The organism is Flavobacterium sp., from assembly GCF_035299245.1.
Lineage (GTDB): Bacteria > Bacteroidota > Bacteroidia > Flavobacteriales > Flavobacteriaceae > Flavobacterium.
In genome coordinates this window covers 77,892-96,537 of record NZ_DATGWY010000022.1, presented here as the reverse complement: position 1 = coordinate 96,537, position 18,646 = coordinate 77,892, and the positions used below count along the sequence as shown (strand labels likewise).

Annotated in this window: 15 protein-coding genes; 14 read left to right on the top strand and 1 reads right to left on the bottom strand. The window is 35.4% G+C overall.

The annotated features are described in order from the left end of the window. Positions 1-10: 10 nt before the first annotated feature. On the top strand, positions 11-757 hold the full coding sequence (locus VK161_RS14115) for a head GIN domain-containing protein (RefSeq protein ID WP_324215439.1): 747 nt from the start codon (positions 11-13) through the stop codon (positions 755-757). Positions 758-948: 191 nt separating this feature from the next. On the opposite strand, the gene gldA is transcribed toward VK161_RS14115, so the two are convergent. Next, positions 949-1,851 (bottom strand): gliding motility-associated ABC transporter ATP-binding subunit GldA, encoded by a 903-nt coding sequence (gene gldA, locus VK161_RS14110; RefSeq protein WP_324215438.1) that lies wholly within the window; start codon positions 1,849-1,851, stop codon positions 949-951. Positions 1,852-2,255: 404 nt separating this feature from the next. On the opposite strand from gldA, the gene VK161_RS14105 reads away from it, so the two are divergent. The 13 genes from VK161_RS14105 to kynU all read left to right on the top strand — a co-directional run bounded on the left by VK161_RS14105 (position 2,256) and on the right by kynU (position 18,628). Next, entirely contained in the window at positions 2,256-3,083 is an 828-nt protein-coding gene (locus VK161_RS14105) for a prephenate dehydratase (protein WP_324215437.1), read from the top strand. A 96-nt stretch (positions 3,084-3,179) separates the two neighbouring features. Further along, positions 3,180-4,364, top strand: a complete 1,185-nt coding sequence (locus tag VK161_RS14100; protein ID WP_324215436.1) for a pyridoxal phosphate-dependent aminotransferase — start codon at positions 3,180-3,182, stop codon at positions 4,362-4,364. 2 nt (positions 4,365-4,366) lie between these two features. Then, a complete protein-coding gene (locus VK161_RS14095; RefSeq protein ID WP_324215435.1) occupies positions 4,367-5,206 on the top strand; it encodes a prephenate dehydrogenase in 840 nt (279 codons plus the stop codon). 81 nt (positions 5,207-5,287) lie between these two features. Beyond that, positions 5,288-6,370, top strand: coding sequence for a bifunctional 3-deoxy-7-phosphoheptulonate synthase/chorismate mutase type II (locus VK161_RS14090; RefSeq protein WP_324215434.1), 1,083 nt, complete (start codon positions 5,288-5,290; stop codon positions 6,368-6,370). Between the two features lie 91 nt (positions 6,371-6,461). After that, the gene (gene rsgA / locus VK161_RS14085) at positions 6,462-7,439 is read left to right on the top strand and encodes a ribosome small subunit-dependent GTPase A (RefSeq protein WP_324215433.1); all 978 of its coding nucleotides are present in this window, start codon (positions 6,462-6,464) and stop codon (positions 7,437-7,439) included. A gap of 20 nt (positions 7,440-7,459) precedes the next feature. After that, positions 7,460-7,912, top strand: coding sequence for a D-aminoacyl-tRNA deacylase (dtd, locus tag VK161_RS14080; protein WP_324215432.1), 453 nt, complete (start codon positions 7,460-7,462; stop codon positions 7,910-7,912). A gap of 214 nt (positions 7,913-8,126) precedes the next feature. Next, positions 8,127-10,034: a DUF3857 domain-containing protein gene (locus VK161_RS14075; RefSeq protein WP_324215431.1), complete on the top strand. Its 1,908-nt coding sequence runs from the start codon at positions 8,127-8,129 to the stop codon at positions 10,032-10,034. 2 nt (positions 10,035-10,036) lie between these two features. Next, positions 10,037-12,049 carry a DUF3857 domain-containing protein gene (locus tag VK161_RS14070; RefSeq protein ID WP_324215430.1) on the top strand — a complete coding sequence of 671 codons (2,013 nt, stop codon included), beginning with the start codon at positions 10,037-10,039 and terminating at the stop codon, positions 12,047-12,049. After that, positions 12,046-14,052 carry a transglutaminase domain-containing protein gene (locus VK161_RS14065; protein ID WP_324215429.1) on the top strand — a complete coding sequence of 669 codons (2,007 nt, stop codon included), beginning with the start codon at positions 12,046-12,048 and terminating at the stop codon, positions 14,050-14,052. Before VK161_RS14070 ends, VK161_RS14065 begins: the two co-directional genes overlap by 4 nt. 3 nt (positions 14,053-14,055) lie before the next feature. Next, positions 14,056-14,382, top strand: coding sequence for a nucleotide pyrophosphohydrolase (locus VK161_RS14060; RefSeq protein WP_324215428.1), 327 nt, complete (start codon positions 14,056-14,058; stop codon positions 14,380-14,382). 21 nt (positions 14,383-14,403) lie between these two features. Then, entirely contained in the window at positions 14,404-15,654 is a 1,251-nt protein-coding gene (gene aroA, locus VK161_RS14055; protein WP_324215427.1) for a 3-phosphoshikimate 1-carboxyvinyltransferase, read from the top strand. Between the two features lie 194 nt (positions 15,655-15,848). Continuing rightward, on the top strand, positions 15,849-16,898 hold the full coding sequence (queA, locus tag VK161_RS14050; protein ID WP_324215426.1) for a tRNA preQ1(34) S-adenosylmethionine ribosyltransferase-isomerase QueA: 1,050 nt from the start codon (positions 15,849-15,851) through the stop codon (positions 16,896-16,898). 443 nt (positions 16,899-17,341) lie between these two features. Beyond that, a complete protein-coding gene (gene kynU, locus VK161_RS14045; protein WP_324215425.1) occupies positions 17,342-18,628 on the top strand; it encodes a kynureninase in 1,287 nt (428 codons plus the stop codon). Positions 18,629-18,646: the final 18 nt, after the last annotated feature.

The window sequence follows — 18,646 nt, the reverse complement described above, 5'->3', positions numbered from 1 at the left end:
CAATATTGATATGAAAAAAATACTACTAGTTTTAAGTTTAGTTTTACTGTTTTCGTGCGAAAAACCAAGCGATTGTGTTGAGTCACTCGGCGACATCACCACAAAAGAAGTTGCCGTTACTCCTTTCACTCGCATTGAAATCCACAAAGGAATCGAATTGATTGTCACTCAAGGTCCAGAATACAAAGTAGTAATCGAAACGGGCGAAAACATCATCGACGATATTGAAGTGACTCAAAGTGGCAACATTCTTTCGTGCAGAAATAACAATACGTGCAACTGGGTTCGCGAATACGGCGTTACCAAAGTGTACGTAACTGCTCCTGATTTAAGCGATATTTATTCAAAATCGGAGCGCAATGTTTCTTCGGTTGGTGTATTGACTTATCCAGTTTTACGATTGTTTTCGCTGGATAAAGACGGCGATGGATTGGAAGGTGCCGGAACAGGCGATTTTTTCATCAACGTAAATAACAGTCAACTGGTGATTCAAACCAACAATGTTTCCCGATTTTATATTTCGGGTGCAACTACTCAAGGCTTATTCGAATTTTATGCAGGTGATAGTCGCATTGAAGCGCAAGATTTAACAATACAAAATCTTGAGGTTTTCCATCGCGGTTCTAACGATATGATTGTGAAACCCATTCAAAGCATCACCGGAAAAATGGTCAGCACTGGGAATATTGTGCTAAAAAACAATCCGCCTTTAGTCGATGTACAGCAATTGTACCAAGGTCAGGTGATTTATAATTAGAAGCTACTCCTGCTATCCGTTCCACGTTTTTTACACTCAAACTATTTTTGTAAGCACCAAAAGAGCTTCCATTCGGTCGCTTTTTGACGCAACAAAAATTGGTTTTCCTGTTAAAAAAGCGTTTCACTGCTATCAGGGCTAGGTCAGTTGTTTAAATAAAGTGTACTGTAAACTGTGATTGCGACTGAAAACTACTTCTTAGCCGTTTTTTCTCTAAAAATAGTCTCCAAGTTTTTGCTTTTCAAGTTAAGCTGTAGTGTTTTTAATCCGTTGTTTTGAGCAAAATCAAACAAAACCGAACGCATATCCGTTTCGGTTTCAAAAGTCAATTCCCACACATTATCGTGCGTATTTTTATAGGAAGTCAAATCGGTAAGTGAACCTAGTAATTCTGTAGTTATGGCTTTGTCAAATTCAACTTCAATTACTTGTGCTGTTACTTCCGAAACCAATTTGTCAAGTTTTTTATCAGTAACAATCTTTCCGTTATTAATAATGATGACACGGTCGCAAATCGCTTCTACTTCTTGCATAATGTGCGTCGACAAAAAAACCGTTTTGTTTTTGCCCACATTTTTAATCACATTCCGAATTTCCACCAGCTGATTCGGGTCCAAACCCGTTGTTGGCTCATCCAAAATCAATACATCTGGATTGTGCAACAACGCTGTCGCCAAACCTACTCTTTGGCGGTAACCTTTCGAAAGCTGACCTATTTTTTTATGACTTTCAGACGACAAGCCAGTCAATTGAATTACTTCTTCAATTCGAGATTTGGCTACTTTATAGACATCTGCATTGAATTCTAAATATTCTCTTACGTACAAATCCAAATACAACGGATTGTGCTCAGGCAAATAACCCACCGAAAGTTGAACTGCTTTTTGGTTTTCAGCTACATCATTTCCATTCACAGATGCGGTTCCTTCATCGGCGTTAATATACGTCGTTAAAATTTTCATCAAAGTTGATTTTCCAGCGCCATTCGGACCCAGGAATCCTACAATTTCACCTTTTTTTACCGAAAACGAAACGTTGTCCAATGCCTTTTGAGCACCATAATTTTTTGAAATATTCTGAACTTCTATTGACATAATGAGATATTTAGAGCAAATGTAAGGATTAATAAATAAAATCTAAAATGCTTCATTAGCATAACGATTATTTGTTGTTTTTATGATTTTACACAAATTGGAGCTAAGTCATTTTTACAATCAGAAACTGATGGATGAAACTTTTGAAATTCGTGTCAAAACATGCTCACGAAAACGACTTCGTTATTTTTTTTACATTTTTTGTCGAAGTTTACCATTTTTTCCTATTTTAGCAAAACAATAAAACAACAATGAATTCAAATATCGCAACATATTACAACTATTTCTTTTATTTCTTCTTCGGACAGAAAAAGGGATTGACGTTGGTATATGTTAAAAAGTAAAATTTGAAACTAATATAGAAACACAATCCCGATGCAAATCGGGATTTTTTTTTGAATATAATGAAAGAAAAAGTAGCCATACAAGGAATTAAAGGATCGTTTCACCATCAGGTCGCATTGGAATATTTTCAAGAGAATGTTGCCATCGACGAGTGTTTATCGTTTGAAGCCGTAATCGATAGTGTACTCAACAATCATTCGCAATTAGCGGTAATGGCCATTGAAAACTCCATCGCAGGTTCTATTATTCCCAATTATGCTTTAATTGATAAAAACAACTTACATATTATTGGCGAATACTATTTGGATATTATTCAGAATTTAATGGTGCTCAACGGTCAACAATTATCGGAAATCAGTGAGGTGCATTCGCATCCAATGGCGCTTTTGCAATGCATGGATTTTCTAAAAAAACACCCGCAAATTAAACTAGTGGAAGATAAAGACACAGCCGAAACCGCACGTCGCATTCACCAAAATCAAACCAAAGGGATTGCTGCAATCGCCAGTAAAGTAGCCGCCGAAATGTACGATTTGACCATCATTGCACCAGAAATTCAAACGGTAAATAACAACATGACACGATTTTTTATAGTTAGTAAAGATGAAAATTCGTTGCCCAAAGAATACATCAACAAAGCGTCCATCAAATTTGAATTGGATGATACACCCGGAAGTTTAGCGACGGTTTTGAATGTGATGACCAATTGCAAATTAAATCTGACCAAAATACAATCGTTACCGATTATTGAAACACCATTTCAATATTCGTTTTTTGTAGATGTGGTTTTTGAAAAATACAAACATTTCGAAAAAGCCAAAAAGATTTTAGAACTAATGACCAACCATTTTAAAGTGTTGGGAGAATACAGTAAGAATAAACAATGAAAATATCAAAAATCAAAACAAGAAATTGAACTATTAGTCTAAGATTGAAATTGCGATTGATATTGTCATTGCCATTGAAAGTGAAATTTAAATAAAATGATTACAACTGCCCAACGTTTACAAACCGTACAAGAATACTATTTCTCCAGAAAACTGCGAGAAGTCAATCAACTGATTTCAGAGGGAAAACCTGTGATTAATATGGGGATTGGTAGTCCAGATGCTGCGCCACATCCAACGGTAATTTCGGCCATTCAAAGTTCTATGTTTGATGTCAAAGCACACGAATACCAAAGCTATCAAGGTTTGCCCGAAATGCGTAAAGGTTTTGCAGATTTCTATAAAAACCAATTCGATGTCAGCTTGGATTTCAATACGGAAATTCTGCCATTAATGGGTTCAAAAGAAGGAATCATGCACATTTCATTGGCGTTTTTAAATGAAGGCGATGAGGTGTTGATTCCCAATCCGGGTTACCCAACTTATGCTTCGGTAACCGAACTGGTTCAGGCCCAACCGATTTGCTACGATTTGAAAGAAGTGAATAATTGGCAACCCGATTTTGAGCAATTGGAACAACTCGATCTGTCCAAAGTGAAATTGATGTGGGTAGGTTATCCACACATGCCAACGGGCGCCAATGCTACTTTTGAGTTGTATGAAAAACTAATAGCATTCGGAAAAAAACACAGTATTTTGATTGTAAATGATAATCCGTACAGTTTTGTTTTGAACGATAATCCGTTATCTATTCTGCAAGTTGATGGTGCAAAAGACATCGCTTTAGAACTCAATTCACTCAGCAAAACTTTTAATATGGCAGGTTGGCGTGTGGGAATGGTGTGTGGAAAAAAAGAGTTCATCGACAGCATTTTGAAAGTGAAGAGTAATATGGACAGCGGTATGTTTTATGGCATCCAAAAAGGCGCTGTTGCTGCATTGAAATTAGGAAAAGAATGGTTTAAAAGTCAGAATGAAATGTACACTAAGCGACGCAATTTGATCTTTCAATTGGCTGAAAAATTAGGTTGTACTTACGATGAAAAAAGTGTTGGATTATTCGTTTGGGCGAAATTACCAAGCGGAAGTTCATCGGAGCAATTCATAGATGAATTATTGTATGAGAAACATTTATTTCTAACACCTGGAACTATTTTTGGCAGTAATGGTGAAGGTTATATTCGGTTTTCATTATGTGTAAAAGAAGAAAAAATAAAGGAAGCAATCCAACGAATTGATGGAGCCGAACGATTGATAATCGATCTTGATATAGAAATTTAGACATGAAAGTATACGTAATAGGAATAGGTTTAATAGGAGGTTCGTTAGCGCTCGACATCAAATCTACTTTTGATGATGCAGCGGTTTTTGGTATAGATGAAAACGAAAACCATTTACAACAAGCCTTACAATTGGGACTCATCGATCAAATCGCCACAATTGATCAACTAATCAATGCCGATTTTGTGATTCTCGCTGTGCCAGTTGACATTGGTTTAGTAATTTTGCCAGAGATTTTACATGCAATTGGAGAAGAAACTTTGGTTTTTGATGTGGGTTCGACCAAATTGCCCATTTGTGAGGTGATTCAAAATCATCCGAAACGGAGAAATTTCATGGCGTGTCATCCTATTGCAGGAACGGAGTTTTCTGGGCCAAAAGCCGCCATTCGCAATTTGTTTGAAGGTAAGACCAACATCATTTGTGAAGTAGAAAAAACAACGTTTAAATTGCAAGAAAAAGGATTGGATTTGTTTAAAAAACTCGGGATGCGCATTCGATACATGGATCCAAAATCACACGATAAACACATCGCTTATGTATCGCATTTGTCCCACATTAGTTCGTTTATGCTGGGAAAAACCGTCATCGAAAAAGAAAAAGACGAACAGGATATTTTTGATATGGCGGGTTCCGGATTTGAGAGTACCGTTCGTTTAGCTAAAAGTTCGCCCGCAATGTGGACGCCCATTTTCAAACAAAATAAAAAACAAGTAGTTAAATCATTAGAAGAATACATTTCAAATCTGACGCATTTTAAAGAATTATTGGAAAATGACAAGTACGAAGAAGTATATAATGAAATGCAAAACACCAATCGAATTAAGGAGATTTTAAAATAGCAATCAGCAATCAGCTTTTAGCAGTAATATTAAAAATATCAAAGCTAAAAGCTAAAGGCTGTAAGCTAAAAGCTAAATAATATGGAAAATAACAAAGAAATGAGAACGTGGTTGAACGATTTTAATTTACCACATCCGCTAGTGATCGCCGGACCATGTAGTGCTGAAACCGAAAGTCAAGTGATGCAAATTGCGCGCGAATTAAAAGACTCGAAAGTATCTATTTTTAGAGCCGGAATTTGGAAACCGCGCACACGTCCTGGCGGATTTGAAGGCGTAGGCGAAATCGGACTCAAATGGTTGCAAAAAGCAAAAGCTGAAACCGGTTTACTTATGGCAATCGAAGTGGCTACTGCTGCGCACGTAAAATTAGCATTAGAACACGATATCGACGTGTTGTGGATTGGAGCGCGAACAACGGTAAACCCATTTGCCGTTCAGGAAATTGCAGATGCTTTGCAAAATACCGATAAAATTGTTTTGGTAAAAAACCCGGTAAATCCCGATTTGGCTTTGTGGATTGGCGGCGTTGAGCGGTTGTACAATGCCAATATCAAAAAGTTAGGCGTTATTCACCGTGGATTTTCAACGTATGAAAAAACCAAATACCGCAATAACCCAGAGTGGCAAATTGCAATCGATTTTCAGAATAAATTTCCAGATATTCCTCTGATCATTGATCCGTCACACATCACTGGAAATCGAGAAATGATTTTTCAAGTGACACAAGAAGCACTCGATTTGAATTACGACGGAATGATCATCGAAACACACATCGATCCTGATAATGCGTGGAGCGATGCAGCTCAGCAAGTAACACCCGAACGATTGAAGAAAATCATCTTCGATTTGACCATCCGAAAAGCAACTGATGATGCCGACGATTACCAGCAACGTCTGAATCAATTGCGTTCTAAAATTGACGAATTTGATGCTAAATTACTCGATGTTATTGGTAAAAGAATGAAGGTTTCTGAAAGTATTGGTGCTTTGAAAAAAGAGAAAAATGTAGCGGTTTTGCAAAATAAACGGTGGAATGAAATTCTCGATAAAATGATCAGTGAAGGAAGTCAAAAAGGCTTAAGCGAAGAATTCATCATTCAGTTTTTCAAAGCCATTCACCAAGAAAGTATCACCCATCAAGAGAAAATTTTTAAACAATAATGCAGTATGAATTTCAAATTGCGAATCGTGTATTGCAAATTAGTTGTAATTTTGCCTTTCGTAATTCGCAATTTTGAATTCGTAATTGAACATGACAGGACTAGTTTATAAATCAACCGGAAGTTACTATACCGTTAAAACCGATGATCATCAAGTGTATGAATGTCGGATTAAAGGGAAGTTTCGAATGAAAGGCATCAAAAGTACCAACCCAATTGCGGTTGGAGATGTGGTCGATTTTGAATTGGACAACACCACCGATGAAGAAGTAGGGCAAATTCACAATATTCACGACCGAAAGAATTATATCGTTCGTAAATCAGTGAATCTTTCCAAACAAACGCACATTATTGCTTCGAATATTGATGTAGTTTTTTTGTTGATTACCATTAATAATCCACCAACCACAACCAGTTTTATCGATCGGTTTTTGTTGACTGCTGAAGCGTACGGGATTGAAGCTGTATTAGTTTTCAATAAGATTGATACCTATGATGATGCCATGCTCGATGAACAATTGTACTTGCACTACATCTATTCTGAAATTGGGTACAAATGCCTGCGTGTTTCATCAACAGAAGGAAAAGGAATTGATGAACTAAAGCAATTGATGACAGGGAAAGTATCAATGTTTTCGGGTCATTCGGGTGTTGGTAAATCTACACTAGTCAATGCATTACAACCCAATTTGAATCTAAAAACCAAGTCCATATCCGAACAAAGTAAACAAGGCCAACACACCACAACGTTTGCCGAAATGTACGATTTGGATTTTGATGCTAAAATCATTGATACGCCCGGAATTAAAGGTTTCGGAATTGTCGATATGGAAAAAGAAGAAATCAGTGGTTTTTTTCCAGAGTTTTTCAAGTTGCAAGACAACTGTAAGTTCAATAATTGTTTGCATAAAGAAGAGCCCAATTGTGCCATCAAAAAAGCATTGGAAGAAGATAAAATAGCCTGGTCGAGATACAATAGTTATTTGAAAATTTTGGAAGGTGATGACGAACATTACCGAACAGATACCTATAACGACGACCGAATTGCCAGCGATGAAACTCGTAAATAAAGCTAACTTCCAACACTACAATGAAAGCCGTAATCCAAAGAGTCACACATGCATCAGTAACGATTGAAAATGAAATAGTTGCATCAATTTCAAACGGTTTGCTGATTTTAATCGGGATTGAAGAAGCCGATACTCAAGAAGACATAGTCTGGTTGACAGCCAAGATTGCAAATCTTCGTGTTTTTGGAGATGAAAACGGAGTGATGAATTTATCAGTAAAAGACATCAATGGAGAAATCATTGTAGTCAGTCAGTTTACACTTCACGCTTCAACCAAAAAAGGCAATCGACCATCATATATAAAAGCAGCAAAACCCGATCTTGCCATTCCGTTGTATGAACAATTTGTCACTCAAATGGAAGTAGAAGCTGAGAAAAAAGTACAAACAGGTCAGTTTGGAGCCGATATGAAAGTCAGTTTACTTAATGATGGTCCAGTTACCATAATTATTGATTCAAAGAATAAAGAATAGATTTTGATTAAGTAGTAGTGAAAACAAACTTTCCTTGATTTAAAGATGCAAGTTAGAAGCCGTTTTCAAGACAAAATCGATTCTAAATTTTGCTTCTTGTGAACAATTTTAAAGACTACAAATAACCTAGAGTTACGATTAATAAATTATCAAATTAATAGTATAAAAAGATTAAAGAAGTAAAAAATTTGTACTTTTGAGTAAATATAAACCCATGAAATTCATTTTTGTTTCAGTTTTTGTTTTTCTTTTTACAACAGTTTCGGTTGCGCAAAAGATAAACAATGATTTGTTTCTTTTTCCAGAAAATCTTAAAGAAAACGCCAATTCGATAGTAATTAATCAAAGCATTGATATTGAAATTAATTCAAGGAAATCCTTTACAATAAAAAAACATAAAGTAGTTAGAGTATTGAACGAATTAGGGTTGAAAAATGTTGATGCAATAGAATATTACGACAATTCAACCAAAATAAAAATGCTCGATGCAACCATGTATAACGCCTACGGAAAGGTCATTAAATCGTTCAAACAAAAAGATTTCAAAGACCAAAGCGTGGCAGATGGTTTTTCAGTGATTACCGAAAATAGAATGGTGTTTTTAGACTATACTCCAACAGAATATCCTTTTACCTTAGTTTATGATAGCGAGGTTGTGGATGACAATACTGCCTTTATACCAGCATGGATTCCGATCGATGATCCCTATGAAGGTGTGTTAAAATCAACCATTAAAATTAGCTATCCTGACGATTTAGGATTTAAATTCAAAGAGCAAAATTTTGAAGGCTATTCCATTGTAAAAAAAGAAGAGAAGGATGCCGTCTTGTATACATTAGAAAATGCTCAAGCCATAAAACACGAAGATTTATCTCCGTCTTTTCCTAAAATTGTTCCCAAAGTGATTTTTGGATTGGAAAAATTTTCTTTGAAAGGTGTTGAAGGAACTGCTACCAATTGGAAGGATTTTGGCAAATGGATGTATACTAATTTGCTTTCTGATACCGAAGAAATTAAACCCGAAACAATTGAAAAGGTAAAATTACTTATTGGCGATGAAAAAGATCCTGTAAAAAAAGCCAAAACAATTTATAAGTACGTTCAAGATAAAACACGTTATGTAAGTGTTCAACTCGGAATTGGTGGATGGAAACCGATGCTTGCTAAAGATGTTGATCGTCTAGGTTATGGTGACTGTAAAGCGCTGTCCAACTATACACGTTCACTTCTAAAGGCATTTGATGTACCCACTTTTTACACGATTATTTATGCTGGAAATAGTAAAAATGATATTCAAAATGATTTCGTTTCGATGCAAGGTAATCATGCCGTTTTAGCTTTACCTAACCAAGATAAACTTACTTTTTTAGAATGTACCAGCCAAACTTCACCTTTTGGTTTTGAGGGAGATTTTACAGACGATCGTTATGCGTTAATTGTCAAGCCTGATGGAGGTGAGATTGTGAAAACAACTTCATATCTGGAAAAAGATAATAATCAAAAAATGAATTCCAGTTACTCTATTTCTGAAGACGGCAAAATTACCTGTACTATTGAAATCAAATCCAAAGGCGTTGCTTATGATAATTCGTATCATATTGAAAAAGAACCAGCCGATAAAATTAAAGAACACTACAAAGAGATTTTTGGTAATTTACTGAATTTAACCATTGATAAGTACAGTTTTGAAAATGATAAAGAGAACATTTTATTCACAGAGAGAATTCAATGTTCAGCGATTAATTATTCTAATGTGAGTAACAATACAATCATATTCCCGCTTAATGCGTTCAATCAATATTCTGCAGTGCCGCAGCGTTATAGAACTAGAAATAATCCATTCGAAATTTCGAGAGGTTTTTTTGATGAAGATGAAATTCAAATATCACTTCCTGAAAATTATAATATTGATGCAAAACCTAACAATTTTTCTATTAAAGATAAATTCGGAGAATACACCGCTGAAATTATAATTGTTAGTCCCACAAAAATAATTTACAAAAGAAGTTTTCTACTTAAAAAAGGATACTACGACAAATCAGAATACGAAAATTACAGAAAGTTTATTGAACAAATTGCAAAAGCTGATAACTCAAAAATTGCACTTATTAAAAAAACATAATCATGAAAAAAACATTTTTTTTAAGCTTACTAATGGTGTTGGCAACACTAAATTTATTTTCTCAAAAATACGAATTAGGCAAAGTAACACTCGAAGAGTTAAATGAGAAAGTGCATCCTAAAGATTCATCAGCTGTAGCCGCTTATTTATTCAAAAAAGGAGAAGTTAGATTTGAATATTCTCAGGTGAATGGATTTGAAATGGTAACAACAATCAAAGCTAAAATCAAAATATACAAAAAGGAAGGTTACGAATGGGCAAATCATCAGCAACGATTTTACGTAGCAGGTAATTCTAAAGAGTCTGTAAGCTATGATAAAGCGACCACTTACAATGTCGTTAATGGTAAGATTCAAAAAACTAAATTAAAAAGTGAAGGAGAATTCACTGAAAAAATAAATAAATTTTGGAATCGAAAAAAAATTACTTTTCCTGATGTAAAAGAAGGGTCAATTGTTGAGTTTGAATGCGTGGTGCGGTCTTCTTTGTTTGGCACAATTGATAAGTGGGATTTCCAAACTAGTATTCCTGTCAATTATTGTGAATACAAAACATTAGTGCCAGAGTACTATGTATACAATCCTATTCAAAAAGGATATGTTTTTCCCGCTGTAACCACAGAGAAAAATACAAAAACAATCACTTTGACAACTAAAGAAAGAGCTGATGTTGGTGAAGTTACTAGAACAACTTTTTCTCAAGATCAATTCAGTTACATTGAAACTAAAACACTGTTCATTTGCAACGATGTCCCAGCATTAAAAGATGAAGCATTTGTCAATAATATTGATAATTACACATCAAGTGTTACGTATGAGTTATCGATGGTTCAATTTCCTAATGAACCCTTCAAAAACCTTTCAATGGATTGGGAATCAGTGGTGAAAACGATATATGAGAGTGAGAGTTTTGGTCCGGAATTAGATAAAACAGGGTATTTTGAAAACGACATTGATGCATTAATAAAAGACGTTAGTTCACAACAAGAACGCATTGGGTTAATTTTTGATTTTGTAAAATCAAAAGTAAAATGGAATGAATATTACGGCTATTTCTGTGATGATGGTGTGCGAAAAGCCTATAAAGACATGACCGGAAATAGCGCAGAAATCAATTTAATGCTCGTTGCAATGTTACGTTATGCCAAAGTGGAAGCCAATCCAATACTAGTAAGCACGCGTGACAACGGAATACCAATTTTCCCTAATAGATCGGCTTTTAATTATGTAATAGCAGGTGTAGAGCTAGAGAATGAAGTGGTTCTTCTTGACGCTACAGACAAAAACTCATTGCCCAATATTCTGCCCATCAGAGATTTGAATTGGTTTGGAAGAATTATTAGAAAAAATGGCACTTCTGCTGAGGTTGATTTGATGCCTAAGCGAGTATCGAATGATGTTGTAAATCTTATGGCCTCAATTTCAAAAGATGCGGTTCTTGAAGGAAAAATAAAAGAACAGTATTTTGATTATAACGCTTTCATGCACAGAGCTCGATACGCTAACTTGGCCAAAGACAACTACATTGAATTGCTCGAAAAGAAGCATGATGCTTTAGAAGTAAATGAGTACGATGTGGTTGGAACCAAAGAATTGGATAAGCCTGTGGCTGAAACGTATTCGTTTAAACATTCTAATATTGTTGAAGTAATTGGAGACAAAATGTATTTTTCGCCTTTGCTGTTTTTAACAATGAAAGAAAATCCATTCAAACAAGAAAAAAGAGAGTATCCTGTCGATTTTGCTTTTCCTACAGAAGATAGGTATTTGTTGAACATTACAATTCCAGAAGGATACGTTGTAGAATCCTTGCCAAAATCAGTGTCAATTCCGATGAGTGATAATTTGATTGCGTTTAAATATCTTGTTGCAAATACTGATAATAAAATACAAGTTTCGGCTACATTTGATATAAATACTCCGATAATTCCGCCCGATTATTATGATGAATTAAAAGCTGTTTTCAGTGAAATTGTTAAAGTAGAAAATGAAAAAATCGTTCTTAAAAAGATATGAAATTAAACTGTTGGTTTTTAATTGTTTTTACTTTTTTTAGTTTTGCTAACACTACTATTTTTGCTCAAAAGTATGAATTAGGAAAAGTGACAAAAGCAGAATTGAGGGAAAAAGTAAACCCAAATGATACAACTGCGCCAGCTACAATTCTTTTTAAAAAAGCCAAAACAACCTTCAGATATTACGATGAAAAGGGTTTTGTGTCAATAACCGATTTTTACATAAAATTAAAAATCTATAAAAAAGAAGGATTTGATTGGGCTAATTTTGAAATTCCCTATTACGTTGGTTATGAAGCAATAGATAATGAGTCGATTTCAATTGTTAGTGCATTCACGTACAATCTGGAAGGAGATGAAATTGTTAAGGAAAAAGTAGCTTCTGAAGGTAAATTCAAAGAACGAATAAATGAATACTGGGAAAGTAAGTCTATTACATTTCCCAATATAAAAGAAGGCTCAATTATTGAGCTCAGGTATCAATTAAAGTCTGAGAATTTATCAGAACTGCCCGATTTTCAATATCAATATAAGATTCCCGTAAATTATGCTGAATACATTTCTGAAATACCAGAATTTTATCTCTACAAAGGAATACGATCAGGATTTGTTGATGTTGAATTGGATCAAAAATTGGAAGACACATCACAACCCACAACCAATACATCAACCAGTAATACTTCTTATCTGTATTACAAACAAATAAAATCGGTTTATAAAGCAGAAAAAATCCCTGCATTAATTGAAGAAAAATACGTTAATAACATCAATAATTATTACGGAAAATTAACCCATGAGTTAATGACCATTCGATATCCTGATGAAGCACCAAAACAAATAGCAAAAAATTGGGAAGACGTTGCAAAATCAATTTACCTCGAAAAAAAGTTTGGTGATGAGATCGAAAAAAATAAATACTATCTATACAGTCTAAAGGCTATACTATCGGATGCTGATTCGTATGAAAAGAAACTTGAAATTGTATTTAATTATGTTAAAAATACCTTGAATTGGAATGGAAAATACGGATATCTCACTAAAGATGGTGTTGAAAAGGCCTATGAAAATAGAGTAGGAAACGGAGCTGAAATAAATTTGATATTAGTTTCAATGCTTAAAATGGCCGGAATTGACGCCAGACCAGTTCTTATAAGTACTAGAAAAAACGGGATTGCACTTTTCCCCAATCGAAGTCAATTGAATTTTGTAATTGCAAGAGCCCAGATTGGTGAGAAATTATACGTAATGGATGCAACGGATAAAAATTCATACATCAATATTTTGCCCATCAGAGATTTAAATTGGGAAGGAAGAGCCATTGATAAAAGTGGCGAAAGTGAATCAATAGATTTAATGCCGAAACAGAACTCAATTAAAATTACAAATATGATGTGTACAATTGATGAAGGAGGAAATGTAACTGGCAAACTAAAAGAGCAGTATACTCAATATCAGGCACTCTATTTTAACGATTTATACGAGAATACCTCTAATCAAAATTATTCTGAAAAACTCGAAGATATTCACCGAGTAATTAAGGTAGAAAATTGTTCAGTTTCAAAAGAAAAACAAGAAAATAAAGAGCAACTCCAAGTAATTGTTAATTATGATTTTTCCAGCTCTGATTTAGTCGATACAATAGGAGATAAGATGTTTTTTTCACCTCTAATGTTTTTCACTTCAAATGAAAGTCCTTTTAAGCAAGAAAAAAGAGAATATCCTGTTGATTTTATTTTTCCAAAAGAAGACAAATATTTGTTTAATATTGAATTTCCCGCTGCATATGTTGTTGAGTCGATGCCTAAGGCAATTTCAATTCAGTCAAGTGGTAATTTGTTGGGATTCAAATACATAACTGCTGTTTCAGGTAATAAAATTCAGCTTTCAGTAACCGTTTCGGTTAACTCTTCTTTAATTTCAGCCGATTATTATCAAGAATTAAAAGCCGTTTTCAATGAAATTATTAAAAAAGAAAATGAAAAAATAGTACTCAAAAAAATATAAAAAATGAACCTAAAAAACGCTCAAAAAGAAGTTGATGATTGGATTAAAAACCACGGAGTACGTTATTTTAACGAGCTAACCAATATGGCGCAACTCACCGAAGAAGTAGGTGAAGTAGCTCGAATTATAGCACGTCGGTACGGAGAACAATCCGAAAAAGAAAGCGACAAAAACAAAGATCTTGGAGAAGAACTCGCCGATGTAGTTTTTGTGGTTTTGTGTCTTGCCAATCAAACCGGAATTGATCTTCAAGCCGCGTTCGATAAAAAAATGGATCTAAAAACCAATCGCGATCACGACCGTCACCACAATAATGATAAATTGAAGTAGTCAATCACTGAAAACTGTCTAATGAATCTCCTTCTGCAACCATCTAATGTCAACCCAAACGCGACAATAAATATCACGGGTTCTAAATCAGAAACCAATCGATTGTTGTTGTTACAAGCGTTGTTTCCTAATTTAAAACTGGATAATTCCTCCAATTCTGATGATTCAGAGGTGATGGAAAAAGCGTTGATGAACCCACAATCAACAGTGCAGAATCCACAACTAATAGACATTCACCACGCCGGAACTGCCATGCGTTTTCTAACCGCTTTTTTTGCAATTCAAGAAGGGAAAGAAGTGGTTCTAACAGGTTCGTCTCGAATGAAAGAACGTCCGATAAAAATTTTAGTAGAAGCGCTGCAACAACTCGGAGCCCAAATTGAATATGCAGAAAATGAAGGCTTTCCGCCGATTAAAATTAAAGGAAAGAAACTAACTCAAAACAAAGTTTCATTGCCTGCTAATGTAAGCAGTCAGTACATTTCGGCCTTATTACTCATCGCTCCAAAACTTGAAAACGGATTAGAATTGACTCTCGAAGGCGAAATAACCTCGGTACCCTACATCAAAATGACTTTGGGATTGCTCAACGAAATCGGAGTTCAAACTAGTTTTGAAGGAAATCGTATAATTGTCTCTCCGAAACTCACAACTCAGAAGGCGCAACTCCTAACTATAGAATCCGATTGGTCGTCGGCTTCTTATTGTTATTCTATCGTTGCTCTATCTAAAATCGGAACACAAATCACTCTTTCAAGTTATAAAAAAAATAGCCTACAAGGTGATTCCGTTTTGGTCGAAATCTATAAGGATTTTGGTGTGGAAACAATTTTCAACAAAGACAATACAATTACTATTACAAAAGTTAATAATTATCCATTATCCATTGTCAATTATCAATTGAATGATTGTCCAGACATTGCTCAAACCATAGCGGTAACTTGCTTCGGATTGGGAACTGGCTGTCATCTAACAGGTTTGCATACACTAAAAATCAAAGAAACCGATCGCTTAGAAGCACTTAAAAATGAGCTTTCAAAATTAGGAGCTACTATTTCTGTTACAGACGATAGTTTAAGGTTGGAAACCTCTTCAGAAATGAATCAAAACGTAACAATTAAAACGTATCAAGACCATCGAATGGCGATGGCGTTTGCTCCATTAGCTTTAAAAACATCACTCATAATTGAAGATGCAGAAGTGGTTTCCAAATCGTATCCTGCATTTTGGGACGATTTAAAAAGCATTGGTTTTCAAATTAATCAACTGTAAAACTTTGTGCCTTTGTGTCTTTGCGAGAAACAATTAAAAAACTTCGCGACTTGGCGTCTTTGTGGCGAGAATAAAAATAAACACCAAAACACTTGACAACGCCTATCTCACAATCGTATATTTGCCAACTGAATTTTGAATGTTAGAGGAAACTCCTTAAACTTTTAAACTCTTAAACTTTTAAACACATTTTAATGAAATTATCTCATTTTCAATTCAACCTTCCCAACGAACTATTAGCCGAACATCCAACCGAAAACCGTGACGAATCAAGATTAATGGTGGTCGATAGAAAAAAAGGAACTATCGAACATAAATTATTCAAAGACGTAATCAATTATTTTGATGACGGAGATGTAATGATTCTGAACAATACTAAGGTTTTCCCTGCGCGTATGTACGGTAATAAAGAAAAAACAGGCGCTCGTATTGAAGTGTTTTTGTTGAGAGAATTAAATGCTGAACAACGTCTATGGGATGTTTTAGTAGATCCTGCTCGAAAAATCAGAATCGGAAACAAATTGTATTTCGGCGATGATGATTCGTTAGTCGCTGAGGTAATTGACAATACTACTTCTCGTGGAAGAACGTTGCGCTTCTTATACGATGGTTCGTACGATGAATTCAGAAGAAAATTAACTGAATTAGGCGAAACTCCAATTCCAAAATACATCAACCGCGAAGTAAACGAAGAAGATGCTGAACGTTATCAAACGATTTATGCTAAAGAAGAAGGTGCCGTTGCCGCTCCAACTGCTGGGTTACACTTTTCTAAACACCTTTTGAAGCGTTTGGAAATCAAAGGAGTGAATTTTGCAGAAGTAACACTTCACGTAGGTTTGGGAACTTTCAACCCTGTTGAAGTAGAAGATTTATCCAAGCATAAAATGGATTCGGAAGAACTGAAAATTTCTCAAGAAGCTTGTGATATTGTAAACAAAGCCAAAGAGAATAAAAAACGCATTTGTTGCGTCGGAACCACTTCCATGCGTGCCATCGAAAGTTCAGTTTCGTCAGCAAGAACGCTAAATCCATACGACGGTTGGACAAACAAATTCATTTTTCCACCCTACGATTTTAGTATCGCAGATTGCATGATTACCAATTTCCATACACCAAAATCAACGTTATTAATGATGATTTCGGCATTTTGTGGTCACGATTTAATGCGCAAAGCCTACGACGAAGCGATCAAAGAGAAATACCGTTTCTATTCGTACGGAGACGCCATGTTGATTTTGTAATCGTACTAGATAAAGACCAAATCCTGTCAGCAATGATGGGATTTTTTTATTCTTAGAGTTGCAAAGTTGCAAAGTTGCAAAGTTGCAAAGTTCCAAAGTTTCAAAGCCTGAAAGTGACTGAGTGGTTGAATTTCCGTTTGTCGGAATTTTCAGAAGCAGCTATTTTCTGCTTTCAATAACGTTTTGTCCTGCTGTCCGCTGTATCTTTTGCTTGTGCCTCGCAAAAGGATGCCGCTTCCATCAGGGCTGGATTAGATGTATTGGTTTTCATAAGAATTAAGAAGAAAAAGCAAAAAAACATTGTTAATTTCAAAAGTAACTCAGTCTTGCTTCTTTCAGCGAAGCGGTCTTTTTTCTTTTCTCTTACAACTGAGCCACTTTGTAACTGAGCCACTTTGAAACTTTGCTACTTTTACCTATTTTTACACCAAACAAACAACCTAATGACATTTCAAAATACCCGCGAATTCGCTCAACAATTAGATACTCAAGACGAATTGAGAAATTATAGAAGTGAATTTATTTTTCCGCAACACAACGGCAAAAATGTAATTTATTTCACCGGAAATTCACTCGGATTGCAACCCAAACGAACGCTAAAATACGTTCACGAAGTGATGAATGATTGGGCCAATCTAGCTGTTGAAGGACATTTTTATGCCGAAAAACCATGGTGGGATTACCACGAACGCTTTGCTCATCCGTTGAGTAAAATTGTTGGCGCTTTGCCTTCTGAAGTGACCGTAATGAATACACTTACCATCAATTTGCATTTGTTAATGGTGTCGTTTTATCGCCCAACAAAGCAACGCTATAAAATCATCTGCGAAGAAAAAGCTTTTCCTTCCGATCAATACATGTTTCAATCGCAAGTTGTTTCACACGGATTAAACCCTGAAGATGTTATTATAGAAATCAAACGTCGTGAAGGCGAACACAACATTCGTCTCGAAGACATCCTTTCCAAAATTGAAGAAGTAGGCGATGAATTGGCTTTAGTACTTTTTGGCGGAGTGAATTACTACACAGGTCAAGTTTTTGATATGAAAACCATAACCGAAGCAGGTCATAAAGTAGGCGCTTATGTAGGTTTCGATTTGGCTCACGCTGCTGGAAATATCAAGTTAGAACTTCACGACTGGAATGTCGATTTTGCAGCTTGGTGTTCCTATAAATACATGAATTCTGGTCCAGGAAATGCTTCGGGCTGTTTTGTTCACGAAAAGCACCATCACAGTAATTTGCCACGATTTGCGGGTTGGTGGGGACACAACAAAGAACGTCGTTTTAAAATGGAGCCCAATTTTGATCCCGTTCACGGTGCTGATGGTTGGCAAGTAAGTAATTTACCGATTTTGTCTTTGGCTCCGTATTTGGCATCAGTAGAACAATTTGCCGAAGTGGGTATGGATAAATTAATCACCAAACGAAATCAGTTAACGGCCTACCTTGAATTCATTTTACACGAAATCGATAATGAAATTCCTGGAACCGAATTCGAAATCATCACTCCTTCAAATCAAGAGGAAAGAGCATGTCAACTGTCTGTTTTTCTTCATGGTCAAGGAAGAGCTTTGTTTGATTATTTAATGACGAACGGTGTGATCACCGATTGGCGTGAACCTAATGTAATCCGTTTAGCGCCCGCACCTTTTTATTGTTCGTACGAAGACATGTATGAATTTGGACAAATTCTGAAAGAAGGAATTGTTGCTGTTGGAAAAAATTAGTTAAAAAATCCATCAACT